General features: G+C 58.9%; 19 protein-coding genes. 9 read left to right on the top strand and 10 right to left on the bottom strand.

The window, feature by feature from the left end:
- The first annotated feature begins 31 nt into the window (after positions 1-31).
- The 3 genes from CL546_RS11075 (at position 32) to CL546_RS11065 (ending at position 4,177) form a co-directional block, all read left to right on the top strand.
- A complete protein-coding gene (locus CL546_RS11075) occupies positions 32-829 on the top strand; it encodes an SDR family oxidoreductase (RefSeq protein WP_290494943.1) in 798 nt (265 codons plus the stop codon).
- Positions 830-934: 105 nt separating this feature from the next.
- A complete protein-coding gene (gene ttcA / locus CL546_RS11070; protein WP_290494941.1) occupies positions 935-1,786 on the top strand; it encodes a tRNA 2-thiocytidine(32) synthetase TtcA in 852 nt (283 codons plus the stop codon).
- Between the two features lie 231 nt (positions 1,787-2,017).
- Positions 2,018-4,177, top strand: coding sequence for a malate synthase G (locus tag CL546_RS11065; RefSeq protein WP_290494939.1), 2,160 nt, complete (start codon positions 2,018-2,020; stop codon positions 4,175-4,177).
- 306 nt (positions 4,178-4,483) lie between these two features.
- On the opposite strand, the gene CL546_RS11060 is transcribed toward CL546_RS11065, so the two are convergent.
- The gene (locus CL546_RS11060; RefSeq protein ID WP_290494937.1) at positions 4,484-5,248 is read right to left on the bottom strand and encodes a hypothetical protein; all 765 of its coding nucleotides are present in this window, start codon (positions 5,246-5,248) and stop codon (positions 4,484-4,486) included.
- Positions 5,249-5,431: 183 nt separating this feature from the next.
- Here CL546_RS11060 and trmB point away from each other — a divergent pair, with 183 nt between their 5' ends.
- Entirely contained in the window at positions 5,432-6,109 is a 678-nt protein-coding gene (gene trmB, locus CL546_RS11055) for a tRNA (guanine(46)-N(7))-methyltransferase TrmB (RefSeq protein ID WP_290494935.1), read from the top strand.
- Positions 6,110-6,361: 252 nt separating this feature from the next.
- Here the strand turns inward: trmB and CL546_RS11050 are convergent, their stop codons facing one another.
- From CL546_RS11050 to CL546_RS11020, 7 genes are all read right to left on the bottom strand, one after another.
- On the bottom strand, positions 6,362-6,856 hold the full coding sequence (locus CL546_RS11050; protein ID WP_290494933.1) for a DUF7931 domain-containing protein: 495 nt from the start codon (positions 6,854-6,856) through the stop codon (positions 6,362-6,364).
- Positions 6,857-6,859: 3 nt separating this feature from the next.
- A complete protein-coding gene (locus CL546_RS11045; RefSeq protein WP_290494931.1) occupies positions 6,860-7,285 on the bottom strand; it encodes a GNAT family N-acetyltransferase in 426 nt (141 codons plus the stop codon).
- Between the two features lie 10 nt (positions 7,286-7,295).
- Positions 7,296-8,429 (bottom strand): JmjC domain-containing protein, encoded by a 1,134-nt coding sequence (locus CL546_RS11040; RefSeq protein ID WP_290494929.1) that lies wholly within the window; start codon positions 8,427-8,429, stop codon positions 7,296-7,298.
- Positions 8,429-9,799, bottom strand: a complete 1,371-nt coding sequence (gene purB, locus CL546_RS11035; RefSeq protein WP_290494927.1) for an adenylosuccinate lyase — start codon at positions 9,797-9,799, stop codon at positions 8,429-8,431. The genes CL546_RS11040 and purB overlap by 1 nt, the downstream gene beginning before the upstream one ends.
- Positions 9,800-9,937: 138 nt before the next feature.
- A complete protein-coding gene (gene hflD, locus CL546_RS11030; RefSeq protein WP_290494925.1) occupies positions 9,938-10,576 on the bottom strand; it encodes a high frequency lysogenization protein HflD in 639 nt (212 codons plus the stop codon).
- Entirely contained in the window at positions 10,573-11,667 is a 1,095-nt protein-coding gene (gene mnmA / locus CL546_RS11025; protein WP_290494923.1) for a tRNA 2-thiouridine(34) synthase MnmA, read from the bottom strand. Before mnmA ends, hflD begins: the two co-directional genes overlap by 4 nt.
- 6 nt (positions 11,668-11,673) lie before the next feature.
- Complete coding sequence (locus tag CL546_RS11020) at positions 11,674-12,141, bottom strand: NUDIX hydrolase (RefSeq protein WP_290494921.1); 468 nt, start codon at positions 12,139-12,141, stop codon at positions 11,674-11,676.
- A 128-nt stretch (positions 12,142-12,269) separates the two neighbouring features.
- On the opposite strand from CL546_RS11020, the gene moaC reads away from it, so the two are divergent.
- Genes moaC through CL546_RS11005 form a run of 3 tightly spaced genes read left to right on the top strand, consistent with a single transcriptional unit; the run spans position 12,270 to position 13,478 of the window.
- Entirely contained in the window at positions 12,270-12,752 is a 483-nt protein-coding gene (gene moaC, locus CL546_RS11015) for a cyclic pyranopterin monophosphate synthase MoaC (protein ID WP_290494919.1), read from the top strand.
- A gap of 1 nt (position 12,753) precedes the next feature.
- On the top strand, positions 12,754-13,008 hold the full coding sequence (moaD, locus tag CL546_RS11010) for a molybdopterin converting factor subunit 1 (RefSeq protein WP_290494917.1): 255 nt from the start codon (positions 12,754-12,756) through the stop codon (positions 13,006-13,008).
- Positions 13,005-13,478, top strand: a complete 474-nt coding sequence (locus CL546_RS11005) for a molybdenum cofactor biosynthesis protein MoaE (protein WP_290494915.1) — start codon at positions 13,005-13,007, stop codon at positions 13,476-13,478. The genes moaD and CL546_RS11005 overlap by 4 nt, the downstream gene beginning before the upstream one ends.
- On the opposite strand, the gene CL546_RS11000 is transcribed toward CL546_RS11005, so the two are convergent.
- A complete protein-coding gene (locus CL546_RS11000) occupies positions 13,381-14,004 on the bottom strand; it encodes a pseudouridine synthase (protein WP_290494913.1) in 624 nt (207 codons plus the stop codon). The two genes, CL546_RS11005 and CL546_RS11000, sit on opposite strands and share 98 nt — an antisense overlap.
- A 209-nt stretch (positions 14,005-14,213) precedes the next feature.
- Here CL546_RS11000 and CL546_RS10995 point away from each other — a divergent pair, with 209 nt between their 5' ends.
- Both CL546_RS10995 and icd read left to right on the top strand, forming a co-directional pair.
- Positions 14,214-16,436 (top strand): NADP-dependent isocitrate dehydrogenase, encoded by a 2,223-nt coding sequence (locus tag CL546_RS10995; RefSeq protein WP_290494911.1) that lies wholly within the window; start codon positions 14,214-14,216, stop codon positions 16,434-16,436.
- Between the two features lie 294 nt (positions 16,437-16,730).
- Positions 16,731-17,993, top strand: coding sequence for an NADP-dependent isocitrate dehydrogenase (gene icd / locus CL546_RS10990; protein ID WP_290494909.1), 1,263 nt, complete (start codon positions 16,731-16,733; stop codon positions 17,991-17,993).
- A 44-nt stretch (positions 17,994-18,037) separates the two neighbouring features.
- Here the strand turns inward: icd and CL546_RS10985 are convergent, their stop codons facing one another.
- The gene (locus tag CL546_RS10985; RefSeq protein WP_290494907.1) at positions 18,038-18,292 is read right to left on the bottom strand and encodes a cold-shock protein; all 255 of its coding nucleotides are present in this window, start codon (positions 18,290-18,292) and stop codon (positions 18,038-18,040) included.
- Between the last annotated feature and the right edge of the window lie 180 nt (positions 18,293-18,472).

Below are 18,472 nucleotides of genomic sequence, written 5' to 3'. Positions count from 1 at the left end.
TTGGCCATTGTCGTTGTTTGAGGGAGGTTCTATGTCTGAGTCGCTGGCTGGCAAGGTTGTCTGGATTACCGGGGCATCCTCCGGGATCGGTGAAGCCCTGGCGAAGGAATATGCTCGCCGCGGCGCCAGGCTGGTGCTGTCCGCTCGCCGACAAGAAGAGTTGGAGCGGGTGCGTGGCGGACTGGTGAACAGCGAAGAGCACGTGGTGCTGCCGCTGGACCTTGGCCAGAGTGAGGCGATGGCGGCAGCCGTGGAGCGTGTCAGGCAGGCCTGCGGACGGCTGGACCAGGTGGTGCACAATGGTGGGGTCTCCCAGCGCTCGCTGGTGGCAGACACCGCCTTGAGTGTCGATCGCCAGATCATGGAGGTGAATTTCTTCGGCACCGTTGCGCTGACCAAGGCCGTGCTTCCCTGGCTGAAACAGCAGGGCGGCGGGCGTTTCGTAGTGATTACCTCCCTGGTGGGGGAGCTGCCGACTCCGCTGCGCAGCGCCTACAGCGCCAGCAAACATGCCTTGCATGGCTTTTTCGAATCCCTGCGGGCGGAAGAGTATGAACATGGCATTCGTGTGACGCTGGTGATGCCCGGGTTTATTCGTACCCAGGTGTCGATCAATGCACTCACCGCCGATGGTAGCCGCCAAGGCACCATGGACGATGCCCAGAAGACCGCCATGCCGCCAGAAGAATGCGCCAAACGGCTGGTCGAAGCCGTGCAGCGTGGCCGCGATCAGGTTATCATCGCCGGCCGCGAAGGGGCGGGTATTTACCTGAAACGCTGGGCTCCTTCGCTGTACCGTAGACTGATCCGCAAAATGAAGGTCACATAAACGCTCTCACGCGGCACGCAACACGCTTCACGCACAATCCGGCTCTCGCGCCATTGATGTTGCATGAAGCGTGATGGCTGTTACACAGATATAGAAAGGGTTCCCATGGACACGCTGGACGCCAAACAACGGACTCGCCTTAACAAGCTGCAGAAGAAGCTGCGACGGGAAACGGGGCGCGCCATTGCTGATTTCAACATGATCAGTGAGGGCGACAAGGTGATGGTGTGTCTGTCTGGCGGCAAGGATTCCTACACCATGCTGGAGATCCTGCGTAATTTGCAGCATTCCGCGCCGGTGAATTTCGAGCTGGTGGCGGTGAATCTGGACCAGAAACAGCCGGGATTCCCGGAGCACATTCTCCCCGAGTATCTGGAAAAGGAAGGTGTGGCGTACCACATTCTGGAAAAAGACACCTATTCCATCGTCAAGGAGAAGGTGCCGGAAGGAAAGACCACCTGCGGCCTGTGCTCACGCCTGCGCCGGGGCAGCCTGTACGGGTTTGCCGAGGAAATCGGTGCCAACAAGATTGCCCTTGGCCACCACCGGGATGACATCGTCGAAACCCTGTTCCTGAACATGTTCTACGGCGGCAAGATGAAGGCCATGCCCCCCAAGCTGCGCAGCGATGACAACCGCAATGTGGTGATTCGCCCGCTGGCCTATTGCCGTGAGAAGGACATCATCGAGTTCTCTGCCCTGAAAGAATACCCGATCATTCCCTGCAACCTCTGCGGTTCCCAGAAGAACCTGCAGCGACAGGTGATCAAGGACATGTTGCAGCAGTGGGACAAGCAGCAGCCGGGGCGTATCGAGAACATTTTTGCTGCGGTGCAGAACATTGCGCCTTCGCAGCTGGCAGACACCCGCCTGTTCGACTTTGAAAACCTGGAGCAGGGTCAACAGCAGGGCGGTGAGCAAGCTCACCGTCTGGATGTGGTTAATTTGTTTGGCTGATCAAAAAACCGACAAGTCAGACTTTGTTTACCGCTAAACATGATTCACGGCGCCGTTTCCGGTAAAATGCCGTCGCCTTATTTCAGGGCGCCCGTCTTTACGCGCCTTGAACCGTTTTCCCGGGCTTTCGCGATAATCCACACGGTGGCGCGCTGACGCCGACCGGTTGCCGGGTTTTCCTCGAACGTCCCGATTAACCAAGATTCTCTCGACCAGAAGGGTAGGAGCACCATGACCGATCGTATTCAGAAGGGTGGCCTGGAAATCGCCGCCGAACTCCATGATCTGGTAGCCAATGAGATTGCGCCGGGTACCGGCGTTGACCCGGAGCACTTCTGGGCCGAGCTGGAAAGCATCCTCAATGACCTGGCCCCCAAGAACAAGGCGCTGCTCGCCAAGCGCGACGACCTGCAAAAGCAGATCGACGCCTGGCACAAGGCCCGTGCGGGGCAGGCCATCGACATGGCTGAGTACAAGCAGTTCCTGACCGAGATCGGTTATCTGCTGCCCGAAGGCGAAGACTTCAGCGTCACCACTGAAAACGTGGATGCCGAAATTGCCACCATCGCCGGTCCGCAGCTGGTAGTGCCGGTGAAGAACGCGCGCTTTGCCCTGAACGCTGCAAACGCCCGCTGGGGCAGCCTGTACGATGCTCTGTACGGCACTGACGTGATCTCCGACGAAGGCGGTGCCGAAAAAGGCGGCGCCTACAATCCGAAGCGTGGCGCCAAGGTGATTGCCTGGGCCCGTGACTTCCTGGACAGCTACTTCCCGCTCGCCAGCGGCTCCCACAAGGACAGCACCGGCTATGCCATCGAAGACGGCAAGCTGGTGGTCTCTCTGGGCGCGGAAAAAACCGGCCTGAAAGATGAATCCCAGCTGCAGGGTTACCTGGGTGATGCCGCAGCCCCCACCGGGGTGCTGGTGAAGCACAATAACCTGCATGCAGAAATCCAGTTCGACGCCAGCCACCCGATTGGTGCTGATGACGCGGCCAACATGAAAGACGTGCTACTGGAATCTGCCATCACCACCATTCAGGATTGCGAAGACTCCGTTGCCGCCGTGGATGCGGAAGACAAGGTCGAGGTGTACCGCAACTGGGCCGGTCTGATGAAAGGCGACCTGGAAGAAAGCTTCCAGAAAGGTGGCAAGACCATGACCCGCTCCATGAATGCGGATCGTGAATACACCGCGCTGGACGGCTCCTCCCTGACTTTGCATGGTCGTTCACTGCTGTTGGTCCGTAACGTGGGCCACCTGATGACCAACCCGGCGATCCTGCACAACGGTGAAGAAACGCCGGAAGGCATCATGGATGGCATGGTGACCGTGCTGGCCGCCATGCATGACCTGAAGAACATCAACAAGGTGAGCAACAGCCGCACCGGTTCTGTTTATATCGTGAAGCCGAAAATGCACGGCCCGGAAGAAGTGGCCTTTGCGGTTGAGCTTTTCGAGCGTGTAGAAAAAGCATTAGGTTTGGCTGCTAACACCTTGAAAATTGGCATTATGGATGAAGAGCGTCGCACCACTGTGAACCTGAAGGAGTGTATCCGTCAGGCCAAGGAGCGTGTCATCTTCATCAACACCGGCTTCCTGGATCGCACTGGTGACGAAATGCACACCTCCATGGAAGCGGGCCCCATGGCGCCCAAGGGTGAAATGAAAGCCCTGCCGTGGATCGGCGCCTACGAAGACTGGAACGTGGATATCGGCCTGGAATGCGGTCTGAAAGGTCACGCCCAGATCGGTAAAGGCATGTGGGCGATGCCCGACGAAATGGCGCAGATGATGGCCAACAAGGCCGGTCACCCGAAAGCCGGTGCCAACTGTGCCTGGGTACCATCTCCGACGGCAGCCACGCTGCACGTGACCCACTACCATGAAATCAACGTGGCAGAGGTTCAGGAAAAGCTGGCCAGCCGCACCCGTGCGTCCCTGGACGACATCCTCACCATTCCGTTACTGACCCGCGAGCTGACCGCCGAGGAAATCCAGCAGGAGCTGGATAACAACGCGCAGGGCATGCTGGGTTACGTGGTTCGCTGGATTGACAGCGGTGTGGGTTGCTCCAAGGTGCCGGACATCAAGGATGTGGGCCTGATGGAAGACCGCGCCACCCTGCGGATTTCCAGCCAGCACGTGGCCAACTGGCTGCACCACGGTATCTGCAGTAAAGAGCAGGTACTGGAAACCATGAAGCGCATGGCGGAAGTGGTGGATCGTCAGAACGCCAACGACCCAGACTACGTACCCATGGCCAAGGACTTCGACGGCTCCGTTGCCTTCCAGGCAGCCTGTGAGCTGGTATTCGAAGGCTGTGCACAGCCAAGCGGTTACACCGAGCCGGTTCTGCACCGTCGTCGCCGTGAGCTAAAAGCCAAGTAAGGCTTTCGAGCACACAGAAAAAGCCCCGCCAGTCGGGGCTTTTTTGTGCGTGGATTTTGACTCGACAGGAAGGGCGATCCCTAATCCCAGGGCTTTCTACGAACCCGCAGTGGTGGCGCGATAGCCAGAGTGTAGAGGTGCGAGAAACGAGTTTCGAAAGGCAAACCCCAAACCATGGGGAGCCCGACGATTTTCGCTGCTCGTCACTCGTTACTCGCAATCAGGTTTATCGCGCCGCCAGCGGCGCTCCTGCGGCAGGAATCGGGAATCGCGGCTGCGTCCCTGTGTGTAGCGTGTTGCGTGGCGCTACTCTTTCTCCACCATCACCTCCAGCGGCAAGGTCATGCTTCGCTGCCCACTTTGGTAGTCGCCAATGCCCTGGCGGCTTCCACTTTCTGTCACGCGAATGCTGCCCATGGGCTGCCAGCGGCCCGGCGTGACCCGTAAGGTGGTGGTGCTGTGTTGGGTACGGGCGGTGGTGTGGCTGGCCGGCTGATCAAAGCGCTGGCTGATCTGCAGTACCACGCTGCCGTCCGGGGTCAGTTGTGGCGTTACCTGAATCCCTTGATCCAGTTGCGCGAAGGTGGTGCCGTAATAGCCACCACTGAGCGCGACCAGGGTGCCCTGGCTCACATTGGCCGGGTAACCACTGAGGGTACGAATCTGGTAGTGGTCCTGGCGCTGTTGTTCCTGGTTCTGCTGGCCGATGCGCACTTCGCCCTGAATCACCGGTGCCCGGCCGGATTCGATTCGGCCCCGAACATTGGTATCGATGCCGCTTTGTTGGCTGCTGCTGCCTTGTTGGCGTCGCAGGTGCACGATCAGGGTTGAGGGTGTGGCTTCCAGGCCGCCGAGGACGCTTTGCAGCTCCTGCATGCTGGCTTCGGTGGTGCGCACAATCAGCTTGCCGCGGTAGGCGCGCACGGAACCGCCAGCCGGCAATAATGGTTCAATGACAGGCACCAGGGCGGGAGCGTCCGGGCGCTCCAGCACATGGATGCTCATATCGTCGGCCGCAGACAGGCCGGGAAGGGCAAGCATGATGACAAGCAGTGTCAGGCACAGGCGCATGGTGTCCTCGTTGAGTTGGCGTTCGGCGCAGGGCGTTCTTGCTTCCTACAGTAGCGCTGCCTGTGCTGGCTAGCCAGTGTCATGGGAACCGCCAATCCAGCCAAATTCCAACAAGGGGTGGCACTGGCGACCGCCATGCCTACAATGTGCCTCCCGTGAGTCGCTTCGCCAGTCAGGAATACCATGTTTGCCAACAGCCGTGCGGTCAGCTCGAACCAGTCGGGCGTTCATAATGATCTGGATAAGGTGGTGCGCAAACATCTGGCTTCGGTGTGGCAAGCTCCCATTGCCGATCATGACCGTGCCGCATTCGAACAGGCACGTGCCTGGCGTGGTGATAGTGGTCACGATCGTGCGCTGATGTTGGACTCCGGCTGTGGCACGGGCCGTTCTTCTGTTCTGTTGGCTCACGCGAATCCGGATGCCCTGGTGATCGGTGTGGATCAGTCGGCCAACCGGCTGGAGCGGGGTGGGCGCCGTTGGCTGCAGCCACTGGACAATCTGCTGTTTCTGCGCGCGGATTGCACCGGGTTATGGCGCCTTATGCAGCAGGCCGAGTGGCAACTTGCCCGGCATCAGATCCTTTATCCGAATCCCTGGCCGAAAAGCGCCCACCTGAAGCGGCGCTGGCAGGGACATCCAGTGTGGCCTTCTGTGCTGACGCTGGGCGGTGAGCTGGAGTTGCGCAGCAACTGGCCGGTGTATCTGGAGGAAGTGCAGGTGGCGCTGGCAATCAGTGGGATTGATGCGGTGCTGGCGCCGTTAGCGGTAGAGGGAGAGGCTGCTACGGATTTCGAGGAAAAGTATCTGGCCAGCGGCCAGGCGATCTGGCAGTTGACCGCAAGCTTGATCGTGGATTGAAAGATTATCGGATTACGCCCTTCGGGCTAATTCGACCTACTTGAAAGGTCAATTTTTGTAGATACCGTCTCTCCCTATGAAGCACAATCCCTCTCAAGTGGGCTGTAGGTCGTGTTTACCCAAGGGCACAGAGAGTTCGAAGGGCGTAATCCGACACCCAAGCTGTTCATTTATCGCAAAGCGCCCGATTTTGTGCCCGCCTTCAAAGCCTCAGCCAAGTAGGTCGAATTAGGCGTAGCCGTAATCCGACATTCAAAGCCTAAGCTCACGCAGCTCCGGTGATCCACCAGCCCGTTCCCAATGTTCCTGAAACTGCCTGCCTAGATGCGGCGCACGCGGTAGCCGGTGTCCGCACAGATCCAGTCGACCTGGGCGCGGCCAGCCGCTGGCTTCAAACAGGCCGGTGCCGTCGGCAATGGCAAAGCATTGCTCGGCATCGTTGTCGTCCTGCTGGGTCTGGCGCAGGGTGATCCGTGAGGGCAGGCGGCGGGACAGGTGAATCAGCCGGTGGCCGTTGCGCACGGCGCTTTCCAGACTGTCGAAAAGAATGCGGATGTCGGCCCGGGCGCTGCTCAGGGCAAGGCGCTTGATGGCGCTGCACACCTCGGCGTTGTCGGTGAGTGCATCCAGCGTGGGCACCCGCAGCCAGAGGCTGCGGCGGCTGGCCAGAATCAGCGTGGCCAGCGCGTGGCCGGCGTCGTTGCGTGCCGGGTGATGTAGCGTGTCGTCGCCGATGTCCAGTTGCACGGCTTAGAGCAAGGGTTTGAACATTTGCCGGTGAGGAATGTTGGCATCCATGAAGATCCCGCCGGATACGGAGAAACCGGCGGCCTCGTAGAAGCTGGTGGCATGGGTCTGTGCGTGAAGGAAAATCTCTTCCATGCCGTTGGCTCGGGCTGCTTCTTCGGCGGCAACCAGCAGGGAGCTGCCAACGCCGTTATTGCGCTGTTCGGAGAGCACACACAGCCGACTGATCTGCCCGCTGGGGAGCAGGCGAATGCAGCCTACCGGTTGCTGATCAGTGTCCAGGGCGAGAAAGTGAATGGCGGCGCTGTCTTCACCGTCCCATTCCAGCTCTTCCGGCACGTGCTGTTCGTTGATAAAAACGTTCTGGCGGAGACCACGCAGTGCGGCTTCGTGTTTATCCCAACGGGTTTCGATAATGCTGATAGCCATAGGGGTCTCGTTATAGTGGGGCGAAGTAGCCCTGTTCAATCCATTCATGAAGCAATTCTCTTGCGGCGGGCGTCATAACTGCGTCCAGCTCGCTTTCTTGGTAGCGTCTTTTGCTGGCCAATAGCTGCACCAGCGGGCGTTGTTGTTCTGTTAGCGTGTGGCTGTCGCCGTTGAGCCAGGCCAGTTTGCCCTGCATGAGCAGGCGCGCGCTGCCATGACGAACCAGAGCCACGTTACTATCGCGTTCGCGGATATGGTGATCATCTATCGCAAATTCAAGGCCATCCAGCCGGGGGGTGGAGAGCCAGCGATAAACCGCCCGTTCGATGGCGTCTGGCTGGAGCAGGTCCAGGGCGCCACGAATGAGCTGTTGACGGTCTGCATCGGCCAGTACGGTGGGGTCGGACGTGACATCCCGGTCCGGATCGGTGAACAGCTGACTGTTGGATTCGGCCAGGCATTCGCCGGCAATTTCGGCCATCAGCATCTGGTAGTCCGGGGCGCGAAAGCCCACCGACCAGGTGATGCAGTCGCTGTCCTCGGCAACGCCGTGGTGGGCCACGCCGGGGGGCAGATAGAGAACATCGCCGGGGCCGGCGACGAATTCTTCGCGCACAGGCATATCGGCCAGCAGTTTCAGCTCATCGGTGGGCTGGCGGGGCGTGTTCTCGTCACACACGTCGCCAATTTGCCAGCGGCGGTGACCGGCGGCCTGAATCAGGAAGACGTCATATCGGTCGAAGTGTGGGCCGACACTGCCACCTTTGGCGGCATAGCTGATCATGATGTCTTCCACCCGCCAGTTGGGCAGGAAGGCGAAGTCGTCCAGCAGCAGTGAGGTTTCCGTGAGGAAGTGGTCCACGGACTGGACCAGTAACGTCCAGTTTTCCTCGCCCAGGGTTTCGAAGACATCGTCGGCCAGGGGGCTTTGCAATACTGACCAGGGGCCGTTGCCGGCGCCGGTGATGATGCGCGCTTCGACGGACTCTTCCAGTGCCAGTCCGGCCAGGGTGTTGGCGTCGGGCTGGTCCAGGCCGCGGGCGGCACCGGGCATGAACAGGGGCTTTTTCTGCCAGTGCTCACGTAAAAACGCTGCCGGGGTAAGCGGCAGCGTAAAGGAGGGTGGTGTCGGTGTGGATGGCATCAGATGCTGCGAGCTTGCTGGGCAGCATTACCCACATAGCTGGCCGGGGTCATGGCCAGCAGGATTTCCTTGGCTTCATCGGGAATCGCCAGATCATTGATGAAGGCGGTCAGGGTTTCCTGATTGATGCCGTCCTTGCCGCGTGTCAGCGCCTTGAGTTTCTCGTAAGGCTTTTCGATGCCATAGCGGCGCATCACGGTCTGGATCGGTTCGGCCAGGACTTCCCAGGCGGCATCCAGGTCTTCGTCCAGGCGTGCCGGGTTCACTTCCAGCTTGCCGATGCCTTTCAGGCTGGCCTCGAAGGCAATGATGCTGTGTGCCAGGCCGACGCCCACGTTGCGCAGTACGGTGGAGTCGGTCAGGTCGCGCTGCCAGCGGGACATGGGCAGCTTGGAGGCCAGGTGGTCCATGATGGCGTTGGCCAACCCCAGGTTGCCTTCGGAGTTCTCGAAGTCGATAGGGTTGACCTTGTGCGGCATGGTTGAGGAGCCCACTTCGCCTTCCACGGTGCGCTGCTTGAAGTAACCCAGGGAAATATAGCCCCAGACGTCACGGTCGAAGTCCAGCAGGATGGTGTTGAAACGCATCAGTGCATGGAAGAACTCAGCGATGCAGTCGTGGGGTTCAATCTGAGTGGTGAAGGGGTTGAAAGTGAGCCCCAGGCCTTCTACAAAACGGCGGGCGAAGGCTTCCCAGTCGACGTCCGGGTAGGCCGACAGGTGGGCGTTGTAGTTGCCCACGGCGCCGTTGATCTTGCCCAGCAGCTCCACGGCGGCGAACTGATCACGCTGACGTTGCAGGCGCGCGACCACGTTGGCCATTTCCTTGCCCACGGTGGTGGGGGAGGCAGATTGACCATGGGTGCGCGAGAGCATGGGTTGATCGGCCTGGGCGTGGGCCTGCTTGCGAATCGCACTGATCACCTGGTCCATTTTCGGCAGCAGGATTTCCCGGGCTTCCTTGAGCATCAGGGAATAGGACAGGTTGTTGATGTCTTCGCTGGTGCAGGCGAAATGCACGAACTCGCTCATGTTGGCCAGTTCGTCGTGTTCTGCCATCTGTTCCTTGATGAAATATTCCACGGCTTTGACGTCGTGGTTGGTGGTGGCTTCGATGGCCTTGATGCGCTCGGCATGCTGGGGTTCGAAGTCACGGGTGATGCCACGGAGGTTCCAGGCCGCCTGGCCGCTCATCAGGGGGACTTCGGGGATGTTCTTGTCGTGGGCCAGCTGTTCCAGCCAGCTGACTTCCACATGGACGCGGAAGCGGATCAGGCCGTATTCACTGGTGGTGTTGCGCAGTGCATCGACTTTGCTGGCGTAACGACCGTCTACCGGTGAAATGGCAGTCAAAGAGGTAAGGCTGGACATGTCAGGCTCCCGAATATCGTCCAAGTAGGTACGTACACGTACATTCCAAAGGCGGCGCAATCATACAGCAAAATTCCGCAAACTGCGCCGCTGCTGGCGACAACTAAAAGTTAAGCTATTTGTAGCTTTAACTGTCGCCTATAAGATTTTGATATCAATGGACTCAATAAGAGAAAGAAGGCGCTTGCGGTGGAACAGGAGGTGCCAGCGCCGCCCGCCCAGTTGGTGCCAAAGGAAGGCGGCACGCACCCCGGCGAGGAACAGGGCGCGGATGCGGGCGGCCTTGTCGTCGTCTTGCAGGTGGGCAGGATCGCCCTTGACCTGAATGCGGAATCGAAAGGTGCCCAGGGTGTCCACATAAATGCCGGCAATGCGATGGCAAAAGGCATCGTCAGAGAATTTGTCAAAGTGCGCTTGCTGGCCGCTCAGTGCCAGCAGGCGATTGCGCAGAATGCTGACGGTGTCCTCATTCTTGCGCAGCTTGCCGGCCAGGTGGAGCAGCGCCAGGCCGTAGTTCAGTGGGCGCAGGTTGGCGCCGCGGGACTCCTTGTTCAGGCTACGATTGAGCAGGCTGACGCCTTCGCGGAGCAGGGCGGGCTGGGCGTAGATGCTGTCGAAATCGTCGGCATCCAGTGCCATGACGCCGGCAATCAGTCCCTCGAAGGCTTTCGGGTCGCAGTCGCCACGCTGGGCCACATCATCGGCCAGCTGAGCTGCTTCAAACACGGCGGCCAGCGCCAGCAGTTGCTGTTGTTCCGGCGAGAAACGTTCGCTCATGCGGTTTCCTCAATGACGGCGCCGCCCAGGCAGACCGGCCCATCGTAGAACACCACGGACTGTCCGGGTGTGACGGCGCGTTGCGGTTGATCAAATATGACATGTCCCCGGCCGTCGCCGGCATCGCTGACGGTGCAGGTCTGGTCGGGCTGGCGGTAGCGGGTCTTGGCGGTGAGCCGGGCCGGCAAGGCCGGAGCTTCCAGTGCGACCCACTGCATGGGCGCGCTGGTCAGTTCCCGGCTGTAGAGCAGTGGGTGGTCGGTGCCCTGCACGGCAAGCAGTACATTGCGGTCCAGATCCTTGCCGGCCACGTACCAGGGGGCTTCACTGGCGCTGGCCAGGCCACCGATACCCAGCCCCTGGCGCTGGCCCAGGGTGTAGTACATGAGGCCGTCGTGTTTGCCGATAACGTTACCGTGGTCATCTTCAATGGTGCCGGGCTGCGCAGGCAGGTACTGCTCCAGGAAATCCTTGAAGCGGCGCTCACCGATAAAGCAGATGCCGGTGGAGTCTTTTTTCTTGTGGTTGTCGAAGCCTTTTTCTTCGGCAATACGGCGCACTTCCGGCTTTTCCAGATCGCCCAGTGGAAACAGGGTGCGATCAAATTTTTGGTAGTCCACCGCATGCAGGAAATAGGTTTGGTCCTTGTTGGTGTCCACCGCGCGCAGCAGCTGTGCCTTGTCGCCATGGCTGACCTGTGAGTAATGGCCGGTGGCAATAAAATCAGCGCCCAGGGTAATGGCGTGATCGAGGAACGCCTGAAACTTGATTTCCTTGTTACAGAGAATGTCCGGGTTGGGGGTCCGACCGGCCTTGTATTCGGCCAAAAAGTGCTCGAAGACCCGGTCCCAGTACTGCTCGGCAAAATTGGCGGTGTGTAACTCGATACCCAGCACGCCGGCCACTTGCATGGCGTCGAGCAGGTCTTCCCGGGCGGTACAGTAATCGGTGCCGTCGTCCTCGTTCCAGTTCTTCATGAACAGGCCTTCGACCTGATAACCGGCGTCGATCAGGCGGGCCGCGGCCACGGAGGAGTCTACGCCGCCGGACATGCCGACGATGACACGGGTGTCTTTGGGGGCCTTACTCATGGCAAATCATCCTCTCTGCAGAGGCCAGGGGTGCTGATAAATGCTGTCCAGGGGAAGTCGGCGGCCGGACAGATAATCCTCCAGGCATTTTTCCACCAGGGCGCTACGGTGTTGGTGCCGCCGGGCGCGGAACTCGTCCGGGGTCAGCCATTCGGCTTCGAGAATGCCGGTGTCCAGTTTCTGTTTCGGATCATGGCTGACCGGCCTGGCCACAAAACAGGTGCGGTAATAGACGCCCGCGCCCTTGTGGGGCTGGAAAATATACCAGCCGAGCAGGTCGGTGATTTCTACCTGCCAGGCGCTCTCTTCCAGGGTTTCGCGGTAGGCTGCCTGCATCAGGTTCTCACCGAATTCCACGTGGCCCGCGGGCTGGTTCAGCACTTCCTCGCCCTTGCTCATTTCACGGACAAACAGGAAGCGGCCGTCTTGTTCGACTACGCAGGCCACAGTAATGTGCGGCTCAAAGCTGTTCATAGCGTATCCTACCGGACAGGAAGCACTGGGGCCGTCATCGGCTGCTGGCGGTGCTTCATTCAATTCTGGAAAGGCGGGAATGGTAGCGCAGCGGCGCCACAGACAACAGAGCGGAGACACCTCTGAGCATGACAGAGCAACGATTTACTCACCTGGACGATAGCGGCCGGGCCCAGATGGTGGACGTCACTGACAAGGGCACCACTCAGCGTACCGCCACGGCGCAGGCGCGAGTGCGTATGCAGCCGGCTACGCTACAAATGATATTGGGCGGCGAGCATCCCAAGGGGGATGTGCTTGCCACGGCCCGGATCGCCGGGATCCAGGCGGCCAAGAAGACCTGGGATCTGATCCCCTTGTGCCACCCGTTGCTGCTGACAGGAGTAACCGTGACCATCGAGCCGGAGGGGGGCGATGTGTTGAGCGTGCAGGCAACCTGCAAGCTCAAGGGCACCACTGGCGTGGAGATGGAGGCCTTGACCGCCGCATCGGTGGCCAGTCTGACCCTCTATGACATGTGCAAGGCGGTGGATCGGGGCATGGTGATTGAAAACGTATGCCTGCTGGAAAAGTCCGGTGGGCGCAGTGGCCAGTTTCGGCGGGAGGGTTGAGGTGATCGAGATACGTTTTTTTGCCGCTTTGCGTGAGCGAGTAGGCAGTGACAGCCTGATGGTCACGCCGCCGGATGGTGTTGAGACGGTGGCGGCTCTGGTCGCATGGCTGGCCGACGATAATGTGTCGGTGGCCCGTGCGCTGGAGGCGACCCCCCGCTATATGGTGGCGGTGAACGAGGTGCTCAGCCAGGAGCAGGCGGCGGTCCGTGATGGCGATGTGGTTGCCCTGTTCCCACCGGTGACTGGCGGATGAAGATTCATGTGGCCGTCACGGACACGGCGCTGGTGCCGGCGCAGCCGTCCGACTGGCTTCGCGACGCAGGCCTCAGTGGCGCCATGGTGCAGTTCAGTGGCCAGGTGCGCGATGAGCAGGGCAGGGTAGAGGCGCTGCATCTGGAGCATTACCCGGGCATGACGGAGGGAGTGTTGCGCACCATCGTCGATCAGGCTGGCGAGAAATGGCACCTCAATGGTGCCTGGGTGGTGCACAGAATCGGCACCATGGTGGTGGCTGATGACATCGTGCAGGTGGCCGTCAGTGCCCCGCATCGCCAGGATGCGTTTGCTGCCTGTGCGTTTATCATGGATCTGCTGAAAACCCGCGCGCCATTCTGGAAGAAAGAGCTTATCGAGGGCCGCTGGATTTGGGTCGAGGCCCGCCAGAGCGATGACGAGGCCGCCGCTGCCTGGCTGCAGGCGGCTTCGGCGCGTGAACCGTCATAGCGCGCCACTCCCCGGGGGCAAGGGCGTCAATGCGCCACTCGCCAATCTGCCAGCGAACCAGCCGCAGGGTAGGGTGGCCGATGGCTGCGGTCATTCGCCGCACCTGCCGGTTTCGACCTTCGTCTATAGTGAGCCTGAGCCAGCTATCCGGTACGGTTTTACGCGAACGCACGGGCGGATTGCGCGGCCACAACGCGGGAGGCTCGATCAGTTCGACCTTGGCCGGGCGCGTGGGGCCATCCTTCAGGGTGATGCCTTGGCGTAATTTTTGCAGTTCCTGCCCCCCGGGCTTGCCTTCCACTTGAACCAGATAGGTTTTGGGAAGCTTGAACCGCGGATCGCTGATGCGTGCCTGCAGGGCACCGTCATCGGTCAGCAACAACAGGCCTTCAGAATCCCAGTCCAGTCGACCGGCAGGGTATACGCCAGGCACTGGCACGCACTCGCGCAAGGTTCGCCGGCCCTGGTCGTCGCTGAACTGGGAGAGGACCTGAAACGGTTTGTTAAGTAAGATCAATTGCGCCATGGGGTGAGTATCGATGACTGTTGTTGGTCTGCGGTTGCTACCGCTTGTCCTAACAAGGCTAAACGGTCAGTGCTATACTCGCCAGCCTATGCAGAATACAGTTTTATTCGGAGGGAGCACTCCTGTTGGGTGCCCGCTGATCTGACGGCCAAAAGCCGACTGATATCAGGCGGAAAGCTCTACCAATACAATTGGGACCTTGTAATTCTATGACCACGCCTAAAATTATTTACACCATGACTGACGAGGCGCCCGCGCTGGCGACTTATTCCTTTTTACCCATCATTGAAAAGTTCACTTCGATCGCTGGCATTGAAGTTGAGAGCAGTGATATTTCCCTCGCTACACGCATTCTCGCCAGCTTTCCTGAATATTTGTCCGACCAGCAGAAGGTCAATGACACCCTTGGCGAGCTTGGGGAGCTGACCCAAAACCCCGAAGCCAACATTATCAAGCTTCCCAATATCAGTGCCTCCATTCACCAGCTCAGAGCGGCCATCGCCGAACTCAACGAACATGGCTACCCGGTGCCGGAATACCCGGATGAGCCGCAAAGCGAGGAAGAAGAGGACATCCTGGCCCGTTACACCAAGATCCTGGGTTCAGCGGTGAATCCGGTGCTTCGTGAAGGTAACTCCGACCGTCGTGCTCCCATTGCGGTTAAAAATTATGCGCGTAAGAACCCGCATAGCATGGGGGAGTGGAGTCAGGCTTCGCGTACCCATGTGGCACACATGCGTGGCGGCGACTTCTTTTCCCATGAGACTTCCTCGACGATAGCGAAGGCCTGCAAGGTGCGTATCGAGTTCGAGGACGAAAACGGCAATGTGACGGTCAAGAAGCCGGAACTTCCGCTTCTTGACGGCGAAGTCATTGATGCCATGTATATGAGCAAGAATGCGCTCAGTGAGTTCTTTGACAAGCAAATTGAAGATGCCAAAAACACCGGCATGCTGTTCTCTCTGCACGTAAAAGCCACCATGATGAAGGTGTCTCACCCGATCGTTTTCGGGCATGCGGTTCGACGCTTTTACAAGGAGCTGTTCGACAAGCATGGCGATGTTCTGGAAGAAATTGGTGCCAACCCGAATAACGGCTTGAGCCACATTTACCAGAAAATCGAAGAATTGCCGATTTCCCAGCGCCTGGAGATCGAAACAACGATCCGTGCCTGTTACCTGCACCGCCCAGAGCTGGCCATGGTTGACTCCGATCGCGGGATTTCCAACTTGCATGTGCCTTCGGACGTAATCGTTGATGCGTCCATGCCTGCGATGATTCGCCAAGGCGGCAAGATGTATGGCGCCGATGGCAAGCTGAAGGATACCAAGGCGGTGATTCCGGAAAGCACCTACGCCACCATCTACCAGGAAGTCATCAACTTCTGTAAAACCCACGGCGCCTTTGACCCTGTGACCTGTGGCTCCGTGCCTAACGTCGGGCTGATGGCGCAAAAGGCAGAGGAGTATGGCTCCCACGACAAGACCTTTGAAGCCAGTGAAAACGGCACCATGCGCATTGTGCGTGAAGACGGTGAGGTGTTGCTGACTCACGATGTGGAGAAAGGCGATATCTGGCGCATGTGCCAGGCAAAAGACTTGCCGATTCGTGACTGGGTGAAATTGGCCGTGGTTCGTGCCCGGCAAAGCAACACCCCGGCTATCTTCTGGCTGGACAAGGAGCGCGCCCACGATCAACAGATGATCCGGAAGGTTCGCAAATATCTCAAGGACCACGATACCGAAGGCCTTGATATCCGCATCATGTCTCCGGTTCAGGCGATCCGCTACACCATGGAGCGCATGATCCGCGGCAAAGACACCATCTCCGTCACGGGGAACGTGCTGCGGGATTACCTGACCGACCTGTTCCCGATTCTGGAACTCGGCACCAGCGCCAAGATGCTGTCCATCGTTCCCTTGATGGCTGGCGGCGGACTCTACGAAACCGGTGCTGGCGGTTCAGCCCCCAAGCACGTGCAGCAATTCCTGGAAGAGAATCACCTCCGCTGGGACTCGCTCGGCGAATTCCTGGCGCTGTCGGTTTCCATTCAGGAGCTGGGTGAGAAGTACGGGAACAACAAGGCCAAGGTGATTGCGGCCGCTCTGGACAGGGCCAATGAGCAGTATCTGGAGCAGAACAAGTCACCGTCACGGAAAGTCGGCCAGCCGGATAACCGGGTTAGCCATTTCTATGTGGCCATGTACTGGGCGCAAGCCCTTGCGGCACAAGACGACGATGCTGAGTTGAAAGATAAATTCACTCACATTGCTGCGGCGTTGACCGAAAACGAAGAGCAGATCGTTAAGGAAATGGTGGCTGTGCAAGGTTCGCCCATTGATATCGGCGGGTACTACAACCCCGACTTCAGCAAGGCCTCGGCCGCCATGCGGCCCAGTGCGACCTTTAATGGCATTCTGGAGAAGCTCTAACGGGCTATTGCCTGATTGATGAAGTGTGCAGCTGTTGAGTTTTGTGGCATCGGGCGTGCTATTCGCCTGGCTACAAAGCACAGCAGATGTGTGCTTCAGGGCTTGCCCTGTAAGGCGTTTCAACAATTCCTCTGATGCCGGCTATTGAGTTCAATCGCCGGATTCCCTCCGTTACGACACGCCCCTTGTCGCAGATCACTTAAGTGCCAAACCGGTGCTCCACCCAACCTTTAGCTCGATGCTATACTCGCGAGCAGAGGCCGAATTCGCTTTTATTCAGAGGGAGAAGTGTAGATGGGATACCAAAAGATCACGGTTCCTGCAGACGGTGACAAAATCACGGTTAATGCGGACCTGTCCCTGAATGTCCCCAATCATCCGATTATTCCTTATATCGAAGGGGATGGCATTGGTGTCGATATTTCACCAGTGATGATCAAAGTCGTTAATGCCGCTGTGGAAAAAGCCTACGGCACCAAGCGTGGCATTACCTGGATGGAAGTGTTTGCCGGGGAAAAAGCCACGGTTGTATACGGACCCGATGAGTGGCTGCCGGAAGAAACCCTGGAAGCCCTGCGAGAGTTCACGGTGGGCATCAAGGGCCCGTTGACCACACCGGTGGGCGGTGGCATCCGCTCTCTGAACGTGTCTCTGCGCCAAGAGCTGGACCTGTACACCTGTATGCGTCCGGTGCGCTATTTTGAAGGTGTTCCCAGCCCCGTTGTACATCCTGAACTTACCGACATGATTATCTTCCGTGAGAACTCCGAAGATATCTATGCGGGTATTGAGTGGGCGGCGGACAGCCCGGAAGCCACCAAACTGATCCGTTTCCTGCGTGAAGAAATGGGCGTAACCCAGATTCGCTTCCCGGAAGGCTGTGGGATCGGCGTCAAGCCGGTGTCCCGCGAAGGGACGCAGCGCCTGGTGCGCAAGGCGATCCAGTACGCCATCGACAATGACAAGGATTCGGTCACCCTGGTGCACAAGGGCAACATCATGAAATACACCGAGGGGGCTTTTAAGGATTGGGGTTACCAGCTTGCCGGGGAACGTTTCGGGGCTGAATTGCTGGATGGCGGGCCCTGGATGACCATGAAAAACCCCAGTACCGGTAAGGAAATCATCATCAAGGATGTGATTGCCGATGCGTTCCTGCAGCAGATCCTGATGCGCCCGGCGGACTACAGCGTGATCGCCACGCTGAACCTGAACGGGGACTACATTTCTGATGCGCTGGCAGCGGAAGTAGGGGGGATTGGGATTGCACCGGGGGCCAACATCGGCGGCTCTGTATCCCTGTTCGAGGCCACCCACGGCACGGCGCCCAAGTACGCCGGCCAGGACAAGGTCAACCCGGGTTCGTTGATTCTGTCTGCGGAAATGATGTTGCGCCACATGGGGTGGAACGATGCGGCGGACCGTATCATCAACGGCGTGGAAGGCGCGATTGCGGCGAAGACGGTGACCTACGACTTCGAGCGGCTGATGCCCGACGCAACGCTGTTAACGTGTTCAGAGTTTGGTAATGCGGTGATTGAGCATATGGGCGCCTGAGGCGCCCGGATGAATCAATGAGACCCGCCAGCAGGCAGGGCGGGTCAGGAAGGCGTCGACTGATCTTCAGTGGCGCCTTCTTCGTTACTGGCTTCTTCGTTGGCACGCAGGTTGATGGCGTGGAAACCCTTGTTGGCCGGTTGCACCTCGTATTCCACGGGCTGCCCGGCTTTCAGGCTTTTGTAGCCGTCCATCTGTATGTAGGAATAATGGACGAACAGGTCTTCGCCCCCTTCGTCCGGGCGTACAAAACCGTAGCCCTTGGCGTTGTTAAACCACTTTACTCGTCCCGTTGCCATGGTCCTTCCCTCTGCCTATCCAATGGCGAATATGTTTATTTTTATCCTCGGGCTGCCTGCTGCGGTAAACTGGCACCTGAGTCTATTGTGCAACTTTTAAACATGCACAGCAGGGTGTCAACCCCGTGAAATCATCCATTGGAATTGATTTGCAGCGGGGGGATTGAAAAAACACCGACC

The organism is Alcanivorax sp. (genome assembly GCF_002726155.1).
GTDB lineage: Bacteria > Pseudomonadota > Gammaproteobacteria > Pseudomonadales > Alcanivoracaceae > Alcanivorax.
This window is presented reverse-complemented; position numbering and strand designations above follow the sequence as displayed.

Bases quoted from the DNA above. Each gene is read 5' to 3' on its own strand.
- moaC (WP_290494919.1), top strand. From the start codon at position 12,270: ATGACAGAGCAACGATTTACTCACCTGGACGATAGCGGCCGGGCCCAG.
- CL546_RS11075 (WP_290494943.1), top strand. From the start codon at position 32: ATGTCTGAGTCGCTGGCTGGCAAGGTTGTCTGGATTACCGGGGCATCC.
- CL546_RS11020 (WP_290494921.1), bottom strand. From the start codon at position 12,141: ATGAACAGCTTTGAGCCGCACATTACTGTGGCCTGCGTAGTCGAACAA.
- purB (WP_290494927.1), bottom strand. From the start codon at position 9,799: ATGTCCAGCCTTACCTCTTTGACTGCCATTTCACCGGTAGACGGTCGT.
- hflD (WP_290494925.1), bottom strand. From the start codon at position 10,576: ATGAGCGAACGTTTCTCGCCGGAACAACAGCAACTGCTGGCGCTGGCC.
- mnmA (WP_290494923.1), bottom strand. From the start codon at position 11,667: ATGAGTAAGGCCCCCAAAGACACCCGTGTCATCGTCGGCATGTCCGGC.
- CL546_RS11000 (WP_290494913.1), bottom strand. From the start codon at position 14,004: ATGGCGCAATTGATCTTACTTAACAAACCGTTTCAGGTCCTCTCCCAG.
- CL546_RS11005 (WP_290494915.1), top strand. From the start codon at position 13,005: ATGAAGATTCATGTGGCCGTCACGGACACGGCGCTGGTGCCGGCGCAG.
- CL546_RS11065 (WP_290494939.1), top strand. From the start codon at position 2,018: ATGACCGATCGTATTCAGAAGGGTGGCCTGGAAATCGCCGCCGAACTC.
- trmB (WP_290494935.1), top strand. From the start codon at position 5,432: ATGTTTGCCAACAGCCGTGCGGTCAGCTCGAACCAGTCGGGCGTTCAT.
- CL546_RS11060 (WP_290494937.1), bottom strand. From the start codon at position 5,248: ATGCGCCTGTGCCTGACACTGCTTGTCATCATGCTTGCCCTTCCCGGC.
- icd (WP_290494909.1), top strand. From the start codon at position 16,731: ATGGGATACCAAAAGATCACGGTTCCTGCAGACGGTGACAAAATCACG.
- CL546_RS11040 (WP_290494929.1), bottom strand. From the start codon at position 8,429: ATGCCATCCACACCGACACCACCCTCCTTTACGCTGCCGCTTACCCCG.
- CL546_RS10995 (WP_290494911.1), top strand. From the start codon at position 14,214: ATGACCACGCCTAAAATTATTTACACCATGACTGACGAGGCGCCCGCG.
- CL546_RS10985 (WP_290494907.1), bottom strand. From the start codon at position 18,292: ATGGCAACGGGACGAGTAAAGTGGTTTAACAACGCCAAGGGCTACGGT.
- ttcA (WP_290494941.1), top strand. From the start codon at position 935: ATGGACACGCTGGACGCCAAACAACGGACTCGCCTTAACAAGCTGCAG.
- CL546_RS11045 (WP_290494931.1), bottom strand. From the start codon at position 7,285: ATGGCTATCAGCATTATCGAAACCCGTTGGGATAAACACGAAGCCGCA.